Here is a 21,059-nt window from a genome sequence, read left to right as displayed (position 1 = left end):
CTGGCCCGCTTCGCTTTTGGCGCTTGAGCTATGGTCAATGCCTGCGGCCCATGCCATGGCTCTGGCATGGATTTGTGGATTGTCGTCACCCTTTGCGCCGCCTTCTTCCAGACCTTGCGCTTCATGCTGCACAAGGTGCTGAGCACGGGCGGGCTAACGGCAACCTCCTCGACCTTTGCGCGCTTTGCCTATGCCGCTCCCGCCGCGGTGCTGGTGGTGGCCGGCTACCTCATTGCCACTGGGCAGGAGTGGCCGCAGCTGAGTATCGCCTTCTGGGCCTATGCGCTCTTCGGCGCGCTGGGCCAGATCCTCGCGACGGTCTTCGTCGTGGCGCTGTTCCGGCAGCGCAACTTCGCCGTCGGCATCACTTTCAAGAAGACCGAGGTGATCCAGACCGCGCTGGTCGGCCTCGCGGTCCTGGGCGAAAACATCTCGGCGGCGGGCTGGGGGGCGATTCTGGTCGGTCTTGTCGGGGTGCTGCTGCTCTCGGAGACACCGGGCCTCCAGGGCAACTGGCTGCGCCGGATGGGCAGCCCGGCGGTGGCGCTGGGTCTCGCCTCGGGGTTCTTCTTCGCCATCTCCGGCGTCGGGTATCGCGGCGCCTCGCTCGAGATCGCCTCGGACGCGCCCTTCCTGCGGGCCGGGGTGACTCTGGTCTGCGTGGTGCTGTCGCAGGCGCTGGGAATGGCTCTTTGGTTGCGTCTCTTCGAGCCCGGACAGATCACTGCGGTCTGGGCCGCGCGCCGCACGGCATTCTGGCTCGGCCTTACATCGATGGCCGGCAGCCTGTCGTGGTTCACCGCCTTCACCCTGCAGACCGCCGCCTATGTGCAGGCGCTCGGGCAGGTCGAGCTGATCTTTTCACTCATGGCCTCGGTGCTGGTCTTCAAGGAAAGCATCACCCGGCGCGAGTTGGCGGGGATCGGCTTCCTGTGCCTATCGGTGCTCATCCTCGTTCTGGTGCTCTGAGCGCCGCTTCCGGGTTGCGCCGGACCGGGGAGGCTGACATTTTCCGCGCCAGAAAAGGAGCCCGCCCCATGTCCTTCACCCTTGCCACCTGGAACATCAACTCGGTCCGCCTGCGCGAGCCCATCGTCCTCAAGCTGCTGGCAGAAGAGGGGCCGGACGTGCTGTGCCTGCAGGAGACCAAGAGCCCGGTCGACAAGATCCCGCTCGAGCAGTTCGCGGCGCTCGGCTACCACCACATCGTGGCGCGCGGGCAGAAGGGCTACAACGGCGTCGCCATCCTGTCGAAGCTGCCGCTGCTCGATGCCGGGGACCAGGATTTCGCCACGCTCGGCCATGCCCGCCACGTCGCGGCGAAGCTCGAGAACGGCGTCACCATCCACAACTTCTACGTCCCGGCGGGTGGCGACGAGCCGGACCGCGAGAAGAATGTGAAGTTCGGCCAGAAACTCGATTACCTGACCGAGATGCGCGACTGGTTCCACGCCAACAAGCCGGAGAAGTCGATCCTCGTCGGCGATCTCAACATCGCCCCGCGCGAGGATGACGTCTGGAGCCACAAGAAGCTGCTGAAGATCGTCTCGCACACGCCGATCGAGGTCGAGCATCTGGCGCAAGCGCAGGACGCGGGCTCCTGGGTCGATATCACCCGTCAGGACATCCCCGAGGGACTGCTTTATTCTTGGTGGTCCTACCGCGCCCGCGACTGGGACGCGGCGGACAAGGGACGGCGGCTCGACCACGTCTGGGCGACACCGGACATTTCCAACGCCGGCCATGGCTCGCGCATCCTGCGCGACGCGCGCGGCTGGGAGAAGCCCTCGGACCACGTGCCGGTCTTCGCCAGCTTCGACCTCTGAGCCACAGCTGTGCCCGGACTTGTGACAAGTCCGGGCGCTTGCGGAACAATCCGCGATGCGCTCTGGTTGAGGCGGGGCCGGGGCAGGGGTCCCGGCAGCAATACCGGAGCGCCGCGCATGGGTCCCAACACCACCACGATATTCGCCGTCATATTGGCAGTCGCGCTGCCGCTGACGGTTGCCTTCGCCGTTTGGCGGGCGATCACCACCGCGCGCACTCCGCAGGGCGCGGCGGGCTGGACGGTGTTCCTGCTCGCCGCGCCGTGGTTCGCGCTGCCCGCCTACCTGTTCTTCGGCCAGCACAAGCTCCGCGGCTATCGGATCACCCGGCGCAGCAGCCGCGCGGTGCGCCGCGAGATGGACGCCTTCTGCGCCGACTACCCGCCGGCCGAGGCCGATCCCACCCGCTACCGCGCCTTCGAACGTCTCGCGGCCATGCCGGCGGTGGGTGGCAATTCGGCGGATCTGCTGGTCGATGGCAGGGCGACCTTCGACGCGGTCTTCGAGGCAATGGATCGGGCGCAGCATTACCTTCTGGTGCAGTTCTACACGATTGCCGAGGACGGGTTGGGCAACGAGATGGCCGCGCGCATGATCGCCGCCTCGGAGCGCGGCGTGCAGGTGCGGCTGATCTTCGACGGGGTGGGCAGCTACGGGCTTCCGGCGCAGTACCTCAAGGCGCTGCGCGATGCCGGGGTGCAGGTGGTGGACCCGGCCAATGCCCCGGGTCCGACCTCGCGCTTCCAGATCAACTTCCGCAACCACCGCAAGACGGTGATCATCGATGGCGAGGAAGGCTACATCGGCGGCCACAACGTCAAGGACGACTACCTCGGCAAGAACCCCACCTTCGGTCCGTGGCGCGACACCCACCTGCGCCTGCGCGGACCGATGGTGGCACAGCTGCAGCTGGTCTTCGCCGAGGACTGGCACTGGGCGACGGGCGAGACCATCGGACGCGGGCTCAACTGGCGGCCGGAGAGCGCCGAGGAGAACCTGTCGGGGCTGGTGCTGCCCTCGGGTCCGGCCGACGACATGGACACCGGCGCGCTGTTCTTCATTTCGGCCATGGCCGAGGCCCGCGACCGGGTTTGGATCGCCTCACCTTATTTCGTGCCCGATCAGGACGTGCTTTCGGCGCTCGTGGGGGCCGCCCTGCGCGGCTGTGACGTGAAGGTGCTCGTCCCCGATGCCATCGACCACTACCTGCCCTGGCTCGCCGCCCATGCCTTCTTTGACGAGGTGCGCGCCGCGGGCGTGGAGGTGCTGCGCTACGAGGGCGGCTTCGTGCACCAGAAGGTGATACTGGTGGACGACGATCTGGCGGCAGTGGGCTCGGCCAACCTCGACAACCGCTCGTTCCGGCTCAATTTCGAGACAATGGCGGTGATTTTCGACCGCGGCTTCGCGTCGCGGGTCTCGAAGATGCTGGAGGCCGATTTCACCAGCGCCTACAAGATGGACAAGCCGCTGAGCGCGCACCCGCTGTGGGTGCGCACCGCCGCGCCCTTCGCGCGGCTGCTGGCTCCGATCCTGTGAAGGCTCTGCCATGACGTCCGCTTCCTCTTCCCCCAGACCGGCCCTGAAGGTCGCCAGCTACAACATCCGCAAGGCCATGGGCATCGATCGCCGCCGCGATCCGGCGCGGATCCTGCAGGTGCTCAACCAGATCGGTGCCGACGTGGTGGTGTTGCAGGAGGCCGACCTGCGGCTCGGCCCGCGCCCTGCCGCCATCCCGCGCTTCCTGATCGCCCAGGAAACCGACTACGAGGTGGTCGACCTGGCCCGCAACGACGTCAGCCTTGGCTGGCACGGCAACGCCATCTTCGTGCGAAGGGGGCTCGAGGTGACCCTTACCGGGCGCATCGAGCTGCCGGGGCTTGAGCCGCGCGGCGCGGTCATGGCGCGGGTTGAAGGGGTGAACGTGGTCGGCGCGCACCTTGGTCTGCTGCGCCGCTACCGGCTCAAGCAGATGTCCCAGATCCGCGACCATCTGGGGGATCTGCGCGCCGAGGCGGCGATCTTTGGCGATTTCAACGAGTGGTCGGACGTGCGCGGCTACGAGCCCTGGGAGCGCGATTTCACCCTCACCCTGCCGGGGCGCAGCTACCACGCCTCGCGGCCCTTCGTCGCGCTGGATGGGGTCGCCTACGGCAGCGCGCTGGCGCTCGATGACGCCGGGGTGGAGGAGGGCGGCGCCGCGCGCCGCGCCTCGGACCACCTGCCGATCTGGGCGCAACTGTCGCGCCGGGACTGAGCGCGGCGGGAGGGTCTGGCGGGGCCGGTCTTGCATCAGGCCATATCCTGCGCCATGTAACACGCCAAGCGAACCGCCGCAGCGGAGGGAAAAGCATGCTGGAACTGGGCAAGACCGAGGCCCCCAAGGGCGATCTCATTAAGGACGTCAGCGAAGCCGACTTCATGGCCGAGGTGGTGGACGCCTCGCAGGAAGTGCCTGTGATCGTCGATTTCTGGGCGCCCTGGTGCGGCCCGTGCAAGCAGCTTGGACCGGCGCTGGAAGCCGCCGTGACCGAGGCTCGCGGCGCGGTGAAGATGGCCAAGGTCAACGTCGACGAAGCGCAGATGATCGCCGGCCAGCTGCGCATCCAGTCGATCCCGACGGTCTATGCCTTCTACAAGGGCCAGCCGATCGACGGCTTCCAGGGCGCGCTGCCCGCCTCGGAGCTGAAGGCCTTCATCGACCGCGTTGTCCAGGCTTCGGGCGGGGATGCCTCGGGCGGTCTCGACGAGGCCGTCGCCACCGCCGAGGAAATGCTCGAGCAGGGCGCGGCCGCAGACGCGGCGCAGGTCTTCGCGGCGATCCTCGAAGAGGACCCCAACAACGCCAAGGCCTTCGCCGGCATGGTGTCCTGCTATCTCGCTCTCGGCGAGATCGAGCAGGCCGAGGCGGTGCTGAACGGCGTTCCTGCGGAGATCTCCAAGGCCCCCGAGCTGGAAGCGGCGCACGCCAAGATCGAACTGGCCAAGCAGGCGAGCAACGCCGGTCCCGTGGCCGAGCTGACCGCCAAGGTCGAGGCCGATCCGGCGGACCTGCAGGCGCGTTTCGATCTGGCACAGGCGCTCTATGCCAACGGTCAGACCGAAGAGGCGGTGGACCATCTGCTCGACCTCTTCCGCCGCGACCGCGAGTGGAACGAGGGCGCGGCCAAGGCCCAGCTCTTCACCATCTTCGATGCGCTCAAGGCGAATGATCCGGTGGTGCTCAACGGGCGCCGCAAACTCAGCTCGATGATATTTGCCTGACCGCCGATGCGCCCTAGCTCGCAGGTCATGGTGAGACGAACCGATCTTCCGGGCATCATCCCGGTCTTCCCGCTTCCCGGTGCGTTGCTGCTGCCGCGCTCGCGCCTGCCGCTGCACATCTTCGAGCCGCGCTATCTTGCGATGTTCGACGATGCGCTGAAGAGCGACGCGCGGCTGATCGGCATGGTGCAGCCCGCGGCCAACGGCTCTGACGACAAGCCGGCGCTGCAGCGCATCGGCTGCGCCGGGCGCGTCACCCAGTTCTCCGAGACCGAGGACGGGCGCTACATGATCACCCTGTCGGGCCTGTCGCGCTTCCGGGTGATGGAAGAGGTCGATGGCTTCACGCCCTACCGTCGCTGCAAGGTCAGCTGGGAAGGGTTCGAGCACGACCTCGATCCGCATGCAGACCGCGATGACGCCTTCAACCGTGACGCCTTCCTGCGGCTGCTGGACCGCTATTTCGATGCGCGCGGTCTGTCTGCCGACTGGGACACGCTGAAGGACGCCGAGGACGAGCTGTTGATCAACTCGCTCTCGATGCTGCTCGACTTCGCACCCGAGGAAAAGCAGGCGCTGCTCGAGGCGCCGCGTCTGGAGTCGCGCCGCGAGACCCTCGTGACGCTGATCGAGTTCGCCCTGCGCGGCGGAGAAGAGGATTTGATACAATGACCGAAGAGACGTTCGCCTTTGACCGCCACATGCTCGAGGCGCTGGTCTGCCCGGTGACCCATGCGGGGCTGGACTACGATGCCGAGCGGCAGGAGCTGGTGAGCAAGGGCGCGGGGCTGGCCTTTCCGATCCGTGACGGCATTCCCGTCATGCTGATCGACGAGGCACGGCGTCTCGACGACTGACCGGCGCGCAGGCGAGGGGCCAGCCTCTCGTGCTCCCCGGCGTGTTTTCAAAGAGAAGAAGGGGCGGGGTCTGATCAGGCCGCGCCCTTTCGCTTTTTGCCACGCAGCTTGCGCCGAGGGGGATCTGATCCCGACTTGCGCAAGGCTGCGTGGCGGCTAATCTCGCGCCATGATTGTACTGGATGACAAGAGTATCCGTGTTCTGGAACGGGTTTCGGAGCTGGACTACTTCGACTCCCAGACGGCAGAGCTGCCCTGTGAAGTCACGCCTCTCGACGTCTGGAACCTCGTGATCTCCGAGCCCCGGCCCTGCCTGAAGCTGGCGTTCAAGGTGCGCGACAGGATTTCGGCCGTGTTCGGGGTGCAGGAAATCCAAGGCTTCAGCGGGCAGCAGGTGGCGTCTGTAGAGGTCGGTGACCGGCTGGATTTCTTCCTGGTCGAGGATGTCGATGACAGCGTGTTGGTCTTGACCGCGCGGGATCGACATCTTGACGTGATGACTTGCATTTCAACGCAGGGCAGCGCGGTGACCATCACCTCCTCTGTACAGGTCCACAATGCCTTTGGGCATGCCTACATGCTGCCTGTCGGAATTGCGCATAGGTGGATCGTTCGCAACATGCTGAGGCGCCTGCAGTCCAAGCTGTCAGCCTGATGTCCGCAGCCCGGGAGCCGTGCTGCACAGGAGCGCTCCTGTGCAGCACTATGGGTGACCCGCGCGCAAGGGCCGCGGCCCTGCGCGTGTTCAGACCTCCAGCGCGAGCGCGCGGGCAAGGATCGCCGGGTCGACGTTGCCGCCGGAAACGGTGCAGATCACCGCATCACCCGCGATCTCGTCCTTGCGGAACAGCACCGCGGCCAGCGCCACGGCACCGCCGGGCTCGGCGATGATCTTGAGGTGCCGCGCCGCGAGTTGCATGGCCTTCAGCGCCTCCTCTTCGGTCACCGCAAGGCCGGGGCCGCAGAGGCGGTGCATGATCGGGAAGGTGATGTTGCCGGGCTGCGGCGTGACGATGGCGTCGCAGATATTGCCACCCAGAGCCGGGTTGCGCTGGATCGTTCCCGCGGCAAGCGAGCGTTTCACGTCGTCGAAGCCCTCGGGCTCGGCTGGGCGCACGCGCAGCCCCGGCGCCTTTGCCTCGAGCGCCAGCGCGATGCCCGAGGTGAGCCCGCCACCGCCGCAGCAGACCAGAACATCGGCCTCGGTCACGCCTTCCTCGGCGGCCTGTTCGGCGATCTCGAGTCCGCAGCTGCCTTGTCCGGCGATCACCTCGGGCTCGTCGAAGGGTTTGATCAGCGTCAGGCCCCGCTCTGCCGCGAGTTTGGCGCCGAGCGCGTCGCGGTCTTCCTTCTCGCGATCATAGGGCACCACCTCGGCGCCGAGTCCCTTCGTGCCCGCGACCTTGGCGGCGGGGGCGTCGGCGGGCATGATAATCACCGCGGGCACGCCGAAACCTTTGGCCGCTGCGGCGATGCCCTGCGCGTGGTTGCCCGAGGAAAAGGCGATGACGCCCTTGGCCCGCACATCGGGATCGAGCGCCGAGAGCGCCGACCAGGCACCGCGGAACTTGAAGCTGCCGGTGTGCTGCAGGCATTCGGCCTTCACCAGCAGGCGGCGCCCGGCGATCTCGTCGAGGAAGGGCGAGGAGAGCAGCGGTGTGCGGCGGGCGTGGCCCTGCAGCCGCGTCGCGGCGGCCTCGATGCGGGTGATGTCCATGGGAAGTCCTCGGTCTGTCGGTGGCTTGTCGGTGTCGGCCAGACCCTGTGCCGGGCATTGGGCGGTGTCAACGGGCTTGCCAAGCCGGGCCGGGGCTGGCGAGATGGCCCGCATGATCGAACGGCGGCACGCGCAGGACGGGATGCGCTCGCGGGCGCTCTATTCGCCCTGCGAGACCTATCGCTATGGCCTCGAGCGGGTCTGGAAAGATGTGCCGGGGCCGCTGCTGCTCTGGGTGATGCTGAACCCGGCGCGCGCTGACGAGCGCCGCAACGACCCAACCATCGAGCGCTGCCAGCGCCGCGCGCAGGCGATGGGTTTCGGCGGCATGCGCATCGCCAACATCTTTGCCTACCGCGCGCCCACACCCGTCGAGCTGCGCCGCGCCGAGGCGCCTGTGGGGCCCGAGAACGACGCGCTGCTGCTGCGCTGGCACGCGGGGGCGGGGATGACGCTGGCGGGCTGGGGGGTGCACGGCGCGCACTTGGGGCGGGGCGCCGAGATTGCCGCGCTTCTGGGCGGCGAGCTGCATGTGCTCGGGTTGACCAAGGCCGGCCATCCGCGCCATCCGCTTTATGTCGCCTACAGCCAGCAGCCGCAGGTCTGGGATCGCGGCAGCGGTCCGTAGGGACGGTCGGTCCGTCAGCCAGCGGTTAACCCTGCCGGGCGATCGGTTTTGGTTAAGCCCTCCCCACGCGCGCAGTATTCCGGCTTCGCTGACCGTGGAGGCGCGCCATGCTGATGCTGGCCGGATTGATGGGCATGGCGCTGCTGGGGTCTCTTGCAGTGTTTGCCATGCCGGACTCGGAAGAGGACGCGAATGGCGCGCCGGAAGAGCCCGAGAGCGCGCGGGCCGACGATACGGCGACCAGTTTCGACACCGCTGGAGACGAGCTGCCCGAAGCAGTCCCGTCCGAGGTCAATGTCGCCGAAGTGCTCCAGCCCGGGGGGCAGGGCACGGGTTCCGGGGAGAACGCCATCGCGCCGGGCGAGACGCTGGAAGGCACTTCGCTGACGGACATGCTGGCGGGTGGTGCGGGTGCGGACCTCATCGACGGGCAGGAGGGTGACGACGAGCTGCGTGGCGGCGATGGCGCGGACACGCTGCTTGGCGGGCCGGGCAATGACACGCTGCATGGCGATGCAGGGGGCGATGTGTTGCGCGGCGGGGCGGGCAACGATCTGCTCTTTGCCCATGACGGCGGTGGGGTGCTGGACGGCGGCATGGGGGACGACGTGCTGCAGGGCGGGTTGGGCGCGGACGATCTGACCGGAGGCGCAGGGCAGGACGCGCTGCATGGGCGCGAAGGGGCGGACACGCTGATCGGCGGGCGCGGCGTCGACACGCTTTTCGGCGGGGCAGGGGGCGACACGCTCTCGGGGGTCGTTCTGAACGCGGGTGGCTCAGATGTGGATGGGACGGACTATCTCAATGGTGGTGCGGGAGATGACCTGCTTTGGATCGGGCGCGGCGACGTGGTGAGCGGCGGCGATGGCGCGGACAGCTTCCTGCTCGGCGACTGGATCGCCGGGGGCGAGGCGGCCGAGCTGATGGATTTTGATCCGCAACAGGACCAGATCGTCGTGGTCTGGTCCGGGGCAGAGGCGCCGGTCCTGGAATTGCGCGCGAGCGCGGAGGAGCCCGGCATGACCGAGATTTGCGCCGACGGCGAAGTGTTGGCGCTGCTGCCGGCTGCGGATATGCCGGGGCTGGAGACCATTGCGCTGATCGAGGCGCAGCAGGCGGGCCTGCCGGGCGCAGCGTGATCCTGCTTCGGCACGCCCGGAACTTGGGGCTTCCCTTTGCAGCTGAATCGCCCTATACGCGCGCATCCGGCCATGCGGGCCGGAGCGCTCCAAGGGCCCTGCTGGACGACATCCCGGCTTGAGCCATCCCTCTAACCTTCAAGGAGACCCCGATGTCGATCACCGCCGAAGAGAAAAACCGCCTGATGAAGGAATTCGCAACCAAGGAAGGCGACACCGGTTCGCCCGAAGTTCAGGTTGCCATCCTCACCAGCCGCATCTCGACCCTGACCGAGCACTTCAAGACCCACAAGAAGGACAACCACTCCCGTCGTGGCCTTCTGAAGCTCGTGGCTCAGCGCCGCAAGCTGCTGGACTACCTGAAGGGCAAGGAAGAGGCACGTTACACCGACCTCATCCAGCGCCTCGGCATCCGCCGCTGATCCGCTCAGGATACGGAATTTGCAGCGCCCGCTCCTCTGGAGCGGGCGTTGTCATTTTTCGGGCAGACCGTTTCCGGGCGGGCACAGCTCATGGCAGGGCGGGCAGCAGGCGGTCCTCGACGAGAAACCGCAGGCCGCGCTGCCAGGCGATATCGGTGTTGCCACGGATGTCGGTCTGGTACAGCGCGACGACCTCGCCGCTCTCGGCATCGCGGACCCGCACCACCACGGTCTGAACCAGCACCGAGAGCTTCTGCACCGCGCCGCTGAAGCTCAGCTCCGCGCCGAGCTTCCGGGCCATTGCCACCTCGCAATGGTTGCAGGTGAAAACCTCGCCATGTTTGCGCAGATCCGCGGCAAGCGGCGCGGGGTCGATGAGGCGATAGCGCCCGCTGTCCTCCAGCAGCGCGCGGAAGTGGTCCGAAAGCATGGCGATACGGGCATGCTCGGCCTCGTTGGTGGCGCCATAGTCCACTTCCTGGCTGAAGTTGATGAAGCTCATCTCATGCACGACCACGGGCCGTGCGGCCCCGGACGCAGCCGCAAGAGGCGAGAGGCAGAGCGCTGCCTGCACGGCAAGCAGGCGCAGGAGGCTGGGGCGGATGGGCCTGCGCATCTCGATCTCCTCTCTCGTTTGCCGGCTTCCGCGCGATCCCGGCAAGCCTATCATGGGGTGACAGGCAGCGCCGCCCATCCATTCGGATCACCTGCGGCGCGCTTTGGCCGGTGGTGGCCGCTCTGCGCTTATTGCTTCCCAAAAGCCGGATTCTCATGTATGCGCCCCCCATCTGAGACGTGACGCCTTTGGCTCCCGGGCACATGCAAGAGGATAGGGAGCGGCGGCAATGGGGCCGCCATAGGAACGGGAGACCCGGAGGGCCGGGAGTGCTCCCTTACAGGATACGCTACATGTTCAACGTTACGACGAAATCCATGCAGTGGGGCGAGGAAACCCTCACCCTGGAGACCGGCAAGGTTGCCCGTCAGGCAGACGGCACCGTCATCGCCACCCTCGGCGAGACCTCGGTCATGGCCAACGTGACCTTCGCCAAGGAACCGAAGCCGGGTCAGGATTTCTTCCCGCTGACCGTCCACTACCAGGAAAAATACTACGCCGCGGGCAAGGTGCCCGGTGGCTTCTTCAAGCGCGAGGCGCGTCCGACCGAGAAAGAGACGCTGACCGCACGCCTGATCGACCGTCCGATCCGTCCGCTCTTCGTCCCCGGCTTCAAGCATGAAGTGCTGGTGATGTGCACCGTGCTGTCGCACGATCTGGTCAACGACCCCGACGTCGTGGCGATGATCGCCGCCTCTGCCGCGCTGACCATCTCGGGCGTGCCCTTCATGGGCCCGATCGCCGGCTGCCGCGTCGGTTACACCGATGGCGAATACGTGCTGAACCCGACGGTCGACGACATGCAGGGGCTGCGCAACAACCCCGAGCAGCGTCTCGATCTCGTCGTCGCCGGCACCAAGGACGCCGTGATGATGGTGGAGTCGGAAGCTTACGAACTGACCGAAGAAGAGATGCTGGGCGCGGTGACCTTCGCGCACGAGCAGATCCAGCCGGTCATCGACCTGATCATCGATCTGGCCGAATCCGCTGCGAAAGAGCCCTTCGACTTCCAGGCGCCCGACTACTCGGAGCTCTTCGAAGTGGTGAAGGGTCTTGGCGAAGCCAAGATGAAAGACGCCTACGCGATCAGCGACAAGCAAGAGCGCGTCGCTGCGGTTGCCGCTGTGAAAGAGGCGATCAAGGCTGAGCTCTCCGAAGAGCAGCTCGAAGACGCGAACCTCGGTTCGGCGATCAAGAAGCTCGAGTCGGTCGTGCTGCGCTCGGACGTGGTGAAGAACAAGCGCCGCATCGACGGTCGCGCTCTCGATCAGGTTCGCTCGATCGTGTCGGAAACCTCGGTTCTGCCGCGCACCCACGGCTCGTCGCTGTTCACCCGCGGTGAAACCCAGGCGCTGGTCGTGACCACGCTGGGCACCGGCGACGATGAGCAGATCATCGACGCGCTGCACGGCAACTTCCGCAGCAACTTCCTGCTGCACTACAACTTCCCGCCGTACTCGGTTGGTGAAGTTGGCCGCGTTGGCTCGCCCGGTCGCCGTGAAATCGGCCACGGCAAGCTGGCATGGCGTGCGCTGCAGGCCGTGCTGCCCGCCCCGACCGACTTCCCCTACACCATCCGCGTGGTGTCCGAGATCACCGAATCCAACGGCTCGTCCTCGATGGCGTCCGTCTGCGGCGGCTCGCTGTCGATGATGGATGCGGGCGTTCCGCTGAAGGCACCGGTGGCCGGTGTGGCCATGGGCCTTGTGCTGGAAGACGACGGTGAGTATGCGGTCCTGACCGACATCCTCGGCGACGAGGACCACCTCGGCGACATGGACTTCAAGGTTGCAGGCACCGAGAACGGCATCACCTCGCTGCAGATGGACATCAAGGTCGCGGGCATCACCCCCGAGATCATGAAGCAGGCCCTGGCTCAGGCCAAGGACGGCCGGATGCACATCCTCGGCGAGATGGCCAAGGCGCTCACCGAAGCTGGCGATTTCTCGGTCCACGCACCGCGCATCGAGACCATGCAGATCCCGACCGACAAGATCCGTGAAGTGATCGGCTCGGGCGGCAAGGTGATCCGCGAGATCGTCGAGGTGTCGGGCGCCAAGGTCGACATCAACGACGATGGCGTGATCAAGATCGCCTCGGCAAACGGCGAAGCCATCCAGAAGGCCTACGACATGATCTATTCGATCGTGGCGGAGCCGGAAGAGGGCGCGATCTACAAGGGCAAGGTCGTGAAGATCGTCGACTTCGGCGCCTTCGTGAACTTCTTCGGTAAGCGTGACGGCCTCGTGCACGTCAGCCAGATCGAGAACCGCCGCCTGAACCACCCGTCGGACGTGCTGAAGGAAGGCCAGGAAGTCTTCGTTAAGCTGCTCGGCTTCGACGATCGCGGCAAGGTGCGCCTCGCCATGAAGATGGTCGATCAGGAAACCGGCGAAGAGCTGGCAGCCGACAAGAAGGAAGAGACCGCGGAGTGATCCGCGGCCTCGGCCACTTCTGAAAATGCGAACGCCCCGGCCTTTCGGTCGGGGCGTTTTGCATTGGGAGTTCGGCGGTCACTTGGCGATCCGGCCTTGGGTGGCGGAATGGGCACCCCGGCCATGTCACCGGCGGAGGATCAGTGCAGCAGGGCAGGGGCGCGCGGCTGGTCCAGAACCAGAGACGACGTGCCCGCACCGGCCCAGAAGCCTTCGAGGTAGCGGGCGGGGTCGGCTTTCTGGCGCACTTCTTCGGTGATCGCGAGCAGGCCGGTCACCTGGTCCTGCGACCAGCTGAGCAGCATGCCGGGAGCCGAGATCGCCGAGATCGGCGCATCCATCAGCGCTACCGGCGGCTCGTCGCGGTGGAAGGCCTCGACCGGACATTCCAGCGAGGACGTGCGGGTCTCGTCCCAGAGCGTGACCTCGTCCAGGCGCAGCGCCTCGAGGTAGGGGACCAGCATCGGTTCGAGCACCAGCGGCAGCCAGTCCTCCTCGGGCTTGTAGAGACCTTCCTGGCGGCAGTGTCGCGCGATGCGCGATACCAGGGAGGCATCGAGGTCCGGCGGTTCGGCGCCGATCACCCAGAGCCAGACCATGCGGGCGAAATGCCGGAAATCGCTGACCCCGAGCGCCTGCGCGATCATGTCCCAACGCACCGGCTGGCCCGTCGTCTTGATGATCTCGTCGAAGGCGTCGGGAGCCTGATCGTCCTGCGGCCCTCCGAGGCTTTCGAGCAGCGCCTCCAGCTCCTGCGGAGTCGTCGCCTCGCTGCGCAGCGGTCCCCAGGCGGTGGTCTCCGGCGTGAAGCCGGGCACGCGGAAGAAGGGGTTGAGCACCACGAAGACATGATCGTAGTCGCGCATCCACCAATGCAGCAGCTGCGCGTTCATGTTCGGATGTTCGAGACGTCGGGGGGTGTCGGTCAAGCTGGGTCCTTTCCGGCCGGAGCGCCGGGCTTCTATCATGTCCTGCCGCATGAGCAAGCGTCGGTCGGAAGAACGCCTCAGGGCACGGGGAATCTTCCGCTCGTTTCGAATTTATTAATGATTTTCCCCGCTGATCGAAAGGGCAAGCCAGCGCGCTGCCGCTCACGGAACATGCGACGGTTTGACTGCGCTTCGGGCCTCGGAGGGGGACGCCGGGGTCCGAGGCGCTGAAAACGGTCAGAATGCATGTCTGAACGTCGGCGACCACCGGACGAGCTTCCCGGAGGAAACCTCATCTGCCAAAGAAACCTCAGCTATCAAAAAAGAGGCCGGGCGCGAGGCCCGGCCCAGTCCAACAGGGAGGTGCATGTGATGACCCGCACATGCAACGGGAACTGGTGGGTCGCCTCCGACCAAGGGCCCTATCCGAAAGGTTAGGTCAGAGTATCACCAAGTACAGTGTCAACCAATGGGCGAGTGGTTCGAGGGTGGCGGAAAATCGCTATGCCGTGGCATTTCCGCCGCCTACTCAGGCAACCAGCCGATAACCCCCGGATTCCGTGACCAAAATGCGGGCATTTGAAGGATCGGGCTCAATTTTCTGCCGCAGACGATAGATATGCGTCTCCAGCGTGTGGGTCGTGACGCCCGCGTTATAGCCCCAGACTTCGTGGAGCAGGATCTCGCGCGGCACGACGCCCTCGGTCGAGCGGTAGAGGAACTTCAGGATGTTCGTCTCCTTCTCGGTGGGGCGCGTCTTGCGATCGTCCTCGGTCACGAGAAGCTTCATCGAGGGCTTGAAGGTGTAAGGGCCGACCGTGAAGACCGCGTCTTCGGATTGTTCGTGCTGACGCAGCTGGGCGCGGATCCGTGCGAGCAGCACCGGGAACTTGAACGGCTTGGTCACGTAGTCGTTCGCGCCAGCATCCAGGCCGAGGATGGTGTCCGCATCGGTGTCATGGCCGGTCAGCATGAGAATCGGCGACTTCACACCCTGCTTGCGCATGAGCTTGCAGAGTTCGCGCCCGTCGGTATCGGGCAGGCCGACATCGAGGATCAGCAGATCGTAGACCTGCTCCTTCACCCGCGCCATTGCGGCGGTGCCGGTCTCGGCCTCGAACACCTCGAAATCCTCGGTCATGACCAGCTGCTCGGCCAGCGCCTCGCGCAGGTCGTCGTCGTCGTCCACCAGCAGGATATTCTTGATCTGGGCCATGTGCCTCTCCGTCTTCGTGTCGTGGTTCACATGTAAGAGCCCGGGTGTACAAACAAGTTTTGCTGCAGGGTTCTCACGCTCTCGTGTTGCGGTGCGGCTTTTGTTACAGCAATGAAGCTGCTTTGTTTCAGCGCCTTCCCGGGCAGGCTTGCCCGGGTGTACCATTTGCCCGGCTCGCTGCGGCCCAGACAGGAAGACGCCCATGTCCCTCGCGCCCGATCTCGGAGAATTGCTCGCCCGTGCCCGCGCCGACCTGCGCATGGGGGTGCCCGTGGTGTTGAAGGCCGCGACGGGCGGCGCGCTGGTTGTCGCTGCGGAGACGGTCTCGGCGGCGCGGCTGGCGGTGCTTCGGGCGCTGCCGGGCGAGCTCGATCTGGCCATCACCGCGCGCCGGGCCGAGACGCTGAAGGCGCGGGCCTACGATGGCGATCTGGCGCGGGTGATGCTGCCCGGCGACGCGGGGCTGGATTGGGTGCAGTCGATCGCCGACCCGGCGGATGATCTTGCCAAGCCGATGAAGGGTCCGCTGGCCACGCGGCGCGGCGGCGATACCGGGCTGCACCGTTTGGCGATCACCCTGGTCAAGTCGGCGCGGCTGCTGCCCGCCGCACTGATCCTGCCGCTGGACGACCCCGAAGGCTTTGCGCAGGGCGAGATGCTGACCGTGGTCGAGGCCGACCCGGCGGGCCCCTACATGCTGACGCTGGCGCGGCTGGACCATGTGGTCTCGGCCAAGGTGCCGCTGCGCGCGTCGCAGAACGCCCGGCTGCATATCTTCCGCCCTGAGGACGGCTCGGACGAGCACTATGCCATCGAGATCGGCCGCCCCGACCGCTCCAAGCCGGTGCTGTCGCGGCTGCATTCGGCCTGTTTCACCGGCGACCTTCTGGGCTCGCTGAAATGCGACTGCGGTCCGCAGCTCAATGCCGCGCTGGCGCAGATGGGGGCCGAGGGGGCAGGGGTGCTGCTCTATCTCAACCAGGAAGGGCGGGGCATCGGTCTGGCCAACAAGATGCGCGCCTACGCGCTGCAGGACCAGGGGTTCGACACGGTCGAGGCGAACCACCGGCTGGGCTTCGAGGATGACGAGCGCGATTTCCGTCTCGGGGCCGAGATCCTGCGCAAGATGGGGTTCGGAGCGGTGCGCCTGCTGACCAACAACCCCAGCAAGATGGCGATGATGGAGCGCTGCGGCATCACGGTGGCCGAACGGGTGCCGCTGAAAGTAGGGCTCAACACCTACAACGAGCGCTATCTCGCCACCAAGGCCGAGAAGTCGGGGCACCTGCTGTGAGCGGGGTGGTCTCGCCGGACGACCTGGTGCTGACCCGCGCAGGTCTGCGCTTCGCGGGGCGGCTCTGGCCCTGCGTGATCGGTCGCGGCGGTGTGCGCGCCGGCAAGCGCGAGGGCGACGGAGCAACGCCGGTCGGCGTGCACCGGGTGGTCGCCATGCTGTACCGGCCGGACCGCATGGCGCGCCCGGCCTTCTGGGCCGAGCCGATCGGGCTCGGCGATCTGTGGTGCGATGACAGCGCCTCGCCCGCCTACAACCAGCTGGTGCGTGCGCCTTTCACCCCGAGTCACGAAACCATGCGGCGCGCCGATCCGCTCTATGATCTGGTGCTGATCACCGACTGGAACTGGCCGGAGGCCGAGCCGGGCCGGGGCTCGGCGATCTTCCTGCACCAGTGGCGGCGGCCGGGCTATCCGACGGCGGGCTGCGTCGGCTTCGCGCCCGAAGATCTGCGCGAGATCGCCGGGCGGCTGCTGCCGGGCGCGCGTCTGGTGGTGCCAGAGCCGCTGGACGGCTGGCGCGCCGGGTGAGAGGACAGGAGCGGGGGGCACACCCCCGCACCCCCGTGGGATATATTCGTCCAGACGTAGCGGCGATCGAGTGTCAGGCGGCGAGGCTGTGGGCCACGCCCTCGAGAAGGCCGAGGCATTGCGCCAGCTGGCCGCGGGTGACGAACTCGTCGGGTTTGTGGGCCTGGGCAATCTCGCCGGGGCCGCAGACCACCACCGACATGCCCATCTGCTGGAACAGCCCGGCCTCTGTGCCGAAGGGCACTACGTCGGCGGAATTGATCCCGGTGAGCCGGGAGATCAGGTCGCGCGCCTCGTTGTCGTCCATCGGCATGAGCCCCGCGACCTCGCCGATCACCTCGGTGGTGATCGCGGCCTCGGGGTGGACAGCGCGCATCGCGGGCAGCAGCTCGTGCGCGATGCAGTGCTCCAGCGCCTCCTTGACCATTTCGGCGTCGCCGGGCTGCACCGGGCGCATCTCCCAATCGATCTCGGCCTTGCCGGGGATGACATTATGCGCCACGCCGCCGGCAAGGCGGCCGACGTTCACCGTGGTCCAGGGCGGGTCGAACCGGCTGGACGCCGGCGCGCGGGCCTTCAGCAGCTCGGCCATTTCCATCAGCCGCTGGGTGTAGCGCAGCGCGTAGAGCACCGCGTTGACGCCGCGATCCGGGGCGGAGCCATGGCCTTCGAGGCCGTGGAAGCGGGTGGTGTATTCGCAGCAGCCCTTGTGCCCCTCGATCAGCCGCATGCCGGTGGGCTCGCCGATGATCGCCATGCGCGGCGCGTAGCCGCGGCGCTGTAGCTCGGGGACCAAGGCGCGGGCGCCGAGGCAACCGACCTCCTCGTCATGGGTGAAGCACAGGTGTAGCGGGCGGCGCAGGCTCATCCGCGAGACCGGCTCGGCCAGCGCCAGCGCGGCGGCGATGAAGCCCTTCATGTCGCAGGTGCCGCGGCCGTAGAGGTGGTCGTCGCGTTCCACCAGGGTGAAGGGGTCACTGCTCCAGTCCTGATCGGTCACCGGCACCACGTCGGAATGGCCCGAGAGCACCACGCCACCGGGGATGTCCGGGCCGAGCGTGGCGAACATGTTGGCCTTTGTGCCGGTCTCGTCGCGCAGGATCTCGACCTTTGCGCCGAGGTGCTCGAGGTAATCGCCCATCATTGTCATCATCGCGAGATTGCTCTCGCTCGAGACCGTCGGGCAGGCAATGAGGTGCTTCAGATGCTCCTCGGTGGCGGGCAGAAGATGACTCATAGGACAAGACTTAGCAGCGACGCGCCCATGCGCAAACAGCTTCCGGGTCGCGGCGCAGGCCCAAGGGCGCGGATCCGGACCCGGCTTATCCCCGCGCGGTGTGCTGCGCTCGATCTTCTGGCGACTGCCCCGCGTAGCTGCACCCGTTTTGCCCAGCACTTTGCCAAATTGTGTACAGCTTGCGGCGTGCGAGACGCAGAAATTGTCGGCGTTTTCGCGGCCACGTTTCCGATCGGCGCGTTTCTCCGCAGTTGCCGCCAAAATGGGCGATTGCGAAGCCGATGGGCGGGCAAGATCGACGATTCTGCGCCAAATTTCCGCTTCGGGCCGGGAAATGTCCCTTGGGTCACGCAGCGGAAGTGGCAGGACATCGGCCTTTTCTGAATTGTACCATGACGATTTTTCACCGCGAAAGGACGCATTTGTGCCCGAAGGTCCTGCCGAAACGCGAATCTCTTCGAGATAGCGGCAACACGGTTGCAACACGGGTCCGGACGCGTTCTTATTCCACGCAAGACAGCGGAGAAAAATCCGCGGAACATAAAATGGGGAGCCGGATTTGCCAGATACCGGGAATAGCGACGCGTTCGTCGCCTTCGAACGCGTGCAGAAAAGCTATGATGGCGAGACCCTTGTCGTCAAAGACCTGAACCTGAGCCTGCCGAAGGGCGAGTTCCTGACCATGCTTGGGCCGTCCGGCTCTGGCAAGACAACCTGCCTGATGATGCTGGCCGGTTTCGAGACCGCCACCCACGGCGAGATCAAGCTCGACGGAGTCTCGATCAACAACATCCCGCCCCACAAGCGCGGCATCGGGATGGTCTTCCAGAACTACGCCCTCTTCCCGCACATGACCGTTGCCGAGAACCTCAGCTTCCCGCTCGAGGTGCGCAAGATGGGCAAGTCGGACCGCGAGGCGAAGGTCAAGCGGGCGCTCGACATGGTCGAAATGGGCGCCTTCGGCGGACGTCGCCCGGCGCAGCTTTCGGGTGGCCAGCAGCAGCGGATCGCGCTGGCGCGCGCGCTGGTGTTCGAGCCCGAGCTGGTGCTGATGGACGAGCCGCTCGGCGCGCTCGACAAGCAGCTGCGCGAGAAGATGCAGTTCGAAATCACCGACTTGGCGCACCGCCTGGGGATCACCGTGGTCTATGTGACCCACGACCAGACCGAGGCGCTGACCATGTCGGACCGCGTTGCCGTGTTCAACGACGGGCGCATCCAGCAGCTCGCCCCGCCGGACCAGCTCTACGAGCAGCCCGAGAACAGCTTCGTGGCGCAGTTCATCGGCGAGAATAACACGCTCGAGGGCACCGTCGCCGAGATCAAGGGAGACCATTGCGTGGTCAAGCTCGATGGCGGCGAGGTGATCGACGCCAAGCCGGTCAACGTGACCAAGGTCGGCGAGCGCACCCGCGTCTCGATCCGCCCCGAGCGGGTCGAGTACAACAAGGACCGCCTCCAGGAAGGTGCCCACACGCTCAAGGCCAAGGTGCTCGAGTTCATCTACATGGGCGACATCTTCCGCACGCGGCTGGAAGTGGCGGGCAACCGCGAGTTCGTCATCAAGACCCGCAACGCGCCCGACCAGGTGCGCCTGACGCCCGGCACCGAGATCGAGATCGGCTGGTTGCCCGAGGACTGCCGCGCGCTCGACGCCAACTGACGAGAATCTGCCCGCGCTGCCCCCTTTGCAGTGGGCGGGCGGTGCGGACCGGTAAGGTTCCGGCGGTTTGCCCGTGTCCCGGAATCCCAAATACACAACGGGCTATCTAAGGGAGTTACAGATGAAACGGACCAAGACCCTCCTGGCCACGACCGCGCTCACGGTTGCCGCAGGCGCCGTCTCCGCGCAGGATATGGCCAACGACATGACCCTCGTGTCGTGGGGCGGCGCGTATCAGACGAGCCAGACCAAGGCCTATGCCGACCCCTACAAGGAAATGCACCCCGAGGTGAACATCTCCTGGGACGAGAGCTCGGCTGAAGCCGTGGCCAAGCTGCGCGCGATGAACGAGGCCGGCAACATCACCTGGGACCTCGTCGACGTCGTGGCCGCTGACGCCATCCGTCTCTGCGACGAAGGCCTCGCCATGGAATACGATCCCGAGGAGCTGCTCGCCGAGGGCGATGACGGCAGCTCGGCCGAGGATGACTTCGGCGACATGATCGTCTCCGACTGCTTCATCCCGCAGATCGTCTATTCGACCACCTTCGGCTACCGCACCGACATGGTTCCGGAAGGCGCCGATGCGCCGTCGGACATCTGCTCGATCTTCGATCTCGAGACCTACCCGGGCAAGCGCTCGCTCGAGAAGCGCCCGATCAACAACATGGAGTGGGCGCTGTATTGCGACGGCGTTGCCAAGGACGAGATCTACGACGTTCTGGCGACCCCGGAAGGTCAGGACCAGGCGCTCGCCAAGCTCGACACCATCAAGGACAGCGTCGTGTGGTGGTCGGCCGGTTCCGACACGCCGCAGCTGCTGGCGGACGGCGAAGTCTTCATGGGCTCGACCTACAACGGCCGTCTCTTCTCGGTGATCGAGGAGCAGGACCAGCCGGTCGCCATGATGTGGGACATGCAGGTGTTCGACCTCGACGGCTGGATCATCCCCGAGGGCCTCGATGACGACGCGCTGGCCCGCGTGAAGGACTTCGTGAAGTTCGCCACCGACACCCAGCGTCTTGCCGATCAGGCTGCCTACATCTCCTACGGTCCGGCACGTGAGTCCTCGGCTCCGCTCGTCGGCAAGCACGCAGATCTGGGCATCGACATGGCGCCGCACATGCCGACCGATCCGGCGAACGCCGCGAACACGCTGCTCTACAACTACGAGTTCTGGGCCGACTATCGCGACGACATCGACGCGAAGTTCCAGGCCTGGCTCGCGCAATAAGCGCAGGCGCGACATGGAGAGGGGCCGTACGGCCCCTCTCTGAACCAAATAC

21 protein-coding genes are annotated in these 21,059 nt (G+C 66.3%); 16 read left to right on the top strand and 5 right to left on the bottom strand.

Features of this window, described 5'->3' with window-relative positions; genetic code table 11:
- Window positions 1-66 precede the first annotated feature (66 nt).
- The 8 genes from BM397_RS14750 (at window position 67) to BM397_RS14715 (ending at window position 6,602) form a co-directional block, all read left to right on the top strand.
- Window positions 67-969: an EamA family transporter gene (locus BM397_RS14750; RefSeq protein ID WP_092425489.1), complete on the top strand. Its 903-nt coding sequence runs from the start codon at window positions 67-69 to the stop codon at window positions 967-969.
- A 68-nt stretch (window positions 970-1,037) separates the two neighbouring features.
- Complete coding sequence (locus BM397_RS14745) at window positions 1,038-1,826, top strand: exodeoxyribonuclease III (RefSeq protein ID WP_092424883.1); 789 nt, start codon at window positions 1,038-1,040, stop codon at window positions 1,824-1,826.
- A 117-nt stretch (window positions 1,827-1,943) separates the two neighbouring features.
- Window positions 1,944-3,365 carry a cardiolipin synthase gene (gene cls / locus BM397_RS14740; protein ID WP_092424885.1) on the top strand — a complete coding sequence of 474 codons (1,422 nt, stop codon included), beginning with the start codon at window positions 1,944-1,946 and terminating at the stop codon, window positions 3,363-3,365.
- Window positions 3,366-3,375: 10 nt separating this feature from the next.
- A complete protein-coding gene (locus tag BM397_RS14735; RefSeq protein ID WP_176806651.1) occupies window positions 3,376-4,083 on the top strand; it encodes an endonuclease/exonuclease/phosphatase family protein in 708 nt (235 codons plus the stop codon).
- Window positions 4,084-4,178: 95 nt separating this feature from the next.
- Entirely contained in the window at window positions 4,179-5,090 is a 912-nt protein-coding gene (locus BM397_RS14730; protein ID WP_092424887.1) for a thioredoxin family protein, read from the top strand.
- A gap of 27 nt (window positions 5,091-5,117) precedes the next feature.
- Window positions 5,118-5,762 carry an LON peptidase substrate-binding domain-containing protein gene (locus tag BM397_RS14725; protein WP_092424889.1) on the top strand — a complete coding sequence of 215 codons (645 nt, stop codon included), beginning with the start codon at window positions 5,118-5,120 and terminating at the stop codon, window positions 5,760-5,762.
- Window positions 5,759-5,947, top strand: a complete 189-nt coding sequence (locus BM397_RS14720; RefSeq protein WP_092424891.1) for a Trm112 family protein — start codon at window positions 5,759-5,761, stop codon at window positions 5,945-5,947. Before BM397_RS14725 ends, BM397_RS14720 begins: the two co-directional genes overlap by 4 nt.
- 169 nt (window positions 5,948-6,116) lie before the next feature.
- Complete coding sequence (locus BM397_RS14715; protein WP_092424893.1) at window positions 6,117-6,602, top strand: DUF2867 domain-containing protein; 486 nt, start codon at window positions 6,117-6,119, stop codon at window positions 6,600-6,602.
- 90 nt (window positions 6,603-6,692) lie between these two features.
- Here BM397_RS14715 and BM397_RS14710 read toward each other — a convergent pair whose 3' ends face one another.
- A complete protein-coding gene (locus BM397_RS14710; protein WP_092424895.1) occupies window positions 6,693-7,664 on the bottom strand; it encodes a threonine ammonia-lyase in 972 nt (323 codons plus the stop codon).
- Between the two features lie 112 nt (window positions 7,665-7,776).
- On the opposite strand from BM397_RS14710, the gene BM397_RS14705 reads away from it, so the two are divergent.
- The 3 genes from BM397_RS14705 to rpsO all read left to right on the top strand — a co-directional run bounded on the left by BM397_RS14705 (window position 7,777) and on the right by rpsO (window position 9,853).
- Window positions 7,777-8,292 carry a DUF1643 domain-containing protein gene (locus BM397_RS14705; protein WP_092424897.1) on the top strand — a complete coding sequence of 172 codons (516 nt, stop codon included), beginning with the start codon at window positions 7,777-7,779 and terminating at the stop codon, window positions 8,290-8,292.
- 107 nt (window positions 8,293-8,399) lie between these two features.
- Window positions 8,400-9,431 carry a calcium-binding protein gene (locus BM397_RS14700; RefSeq protein ID WP_092424899.1) on the top strand — a complete coding sequence of 344 codons (1,032 nt, stop codon included), beginning with the start codon at window positions 8,400-8,402 and terminating at the stop codon, window positions 9,429-9,431.
- Between the two features lie 152 nt (window positions 9,432-9,583).
- Window positions 9,584-9,853: a 30S ribosomal protein S15 gene (gene rpsO / locus BM397_RS14695; protein WP_092424901.1), complete on the top strand. Its 270-nt coding sequence runs from the start codon at window positions 9,584-9,586 to the stop codon at window positions 9,851-9,853.
- A gap of 88 nt (window positions 9,854-9,941) precedes the next feature.
- Here the strand turns inward: rpsO and BM397_RS14690 are convergent, their stop codons facing one another.
- Window positions 9,942-10,469, bottom strand: a complete 528-nt coding sequence (locus BM397_RS14690) for a DUF3280 domain-containing protein (protein ID WP_176806653.1) — start codon at window positions 10,467-10,469, stop codon at window positions 9,942-9,944.
- A gap of 293 nt (window positions 10,470-10,762) precedes the next feature.
- Here BM397_RS14690 and pnp point away from each other — a divergent pair, with 293 nt between their 5' ends.
- Window positions 10,763-12,904 (top strand): polyribonucleotide nucleotidyltransferase, encoded by a 2,142-nt coding sequence (gene pnp, locus BM397_RS14685; RefSeq protein ID WP_092424905.1) that lies wholly within the window; start codon window positions 10,763-10,765, stop codon window positions 12,902-12,904.
- A gap of 140 nt (window positions 12,905-13,044) precedes the next feature.
- Here pnp and BM397_RS14680 read toward each other — a convergent pair whose 3' ends face one another.
- Together BM397_RS14680 and BM397_RS14675 are read right to left on the bottom strand one after the other, a co-directional pair.
- On the bottom strand, window positions 13,045-13,833 hold the full coding sequence (locus tag BM397_RS14680; protein ID WP_245696072.1) for a DUF2711 family protein: 789 nt from the start codon (window positions 13,831-13,833) through the stop codon (window positions 13,045-13,047).
- A gap of 529 nt (window positions 13,834-14,362) precedes the next feature.
- Complete coding sequence (locus tag BM397_RS14675; protein WP_092567401.1) at window positions 14,363-15,049, bottom strand: response regulator transcription factor; 687 nt, start codon at window positions 15,047-15,049, stop codon at window positions 14,363-14,365.
- Window positions 15,050-15,251: 202 nt separating this feature from the next.
- Here BM397_RS14675 and ribA point away from each other — a divergent pair, with 202 nt between their 5' ends.
- Window positions 15,252-16,343: a GTP cyclohydrolase II gene (gene ribA / locus BM397_RS14670; RefSeq protein ID WP_092424909.1), complete on the top strand. Its 1,092-nt coding sequence runs from the start codon at window positions 15,252-15,254 to the stop codon at window positions 16,341-16,343.
- On the top strand, window positions 16,340-16,873 hold the full coding sequence (locus BM397_RS14665; protein ID WP_245696073.1) for a L,D-transpeptidase family protein: 534 nt from the start codon (window positions 16,340-16,342) through the stop codon (window positions 16,871-16,873). The genes ribA and BM397_RS14665 overlap by 4 nt, the downstream gene beginning before the upstream one ends.
- A 73-nt stretch (window positions 16,874-16,946) precedes the next feature.
- Here the strand turns inward: BM397_RS14665 and argE are convergent, their stop codons facing one another.
- The gene (gene argE / locus BM397_RS14660; protein WP_092424911.1) at window positions 16,947-18,110 is read right to left on the bottom strand and encodes an acetylornithine deacetylase; all 1,164 of its coding nucleotides are present in this window, start codon (window positions 18,108-18,110) and stop codon (window positions 16,947-16,949) included.
- Between the two features lie 559 nt (window positions 18,111-18,669).
- Here argE and BM397_RS14655 point away from each other — a divergent pair.
- On the top strand, window positions 18,670-19,773 hold the full coding sequence (locus tag BM397_RS14655) for an ABC transporter ATP-binding protein (protein ID WP_092424913.1): 1,104 nt from the start codon (window positions 18,670-18,672) through the stop codon (window positions 19,771-19,773).
- A gap of 121 nt (window positions 19,774-19,894) precedes the next feature.
- Window positions 19,895-21,007: an extracellular solute-binding protein gene (locus tag BM397_RS14650; RefSeq protein WP_092567400.1), complete on the top strand. Its 1,113-nt coding sequence runs from the start codon at window positions 19,895-19,897 to the stop codon at window positions 21,005-21,007.
- Window positions 21,008-21,059 lie beyond the last annotated feature (52 nt).

The sequence above is a fragment of the Alloyangia pacifica genome (assembly GCF_900116195.1).
Lineage (GTDB): Bacteria > Pseudomonadota > Alphaproteobacteria > Rhodobacterales > Rhodobacteraceae > Salipiger > Salipiger pacificus.
This window is presented reverse-complemented; position numbering and strand designations above follow the sequence as displayed.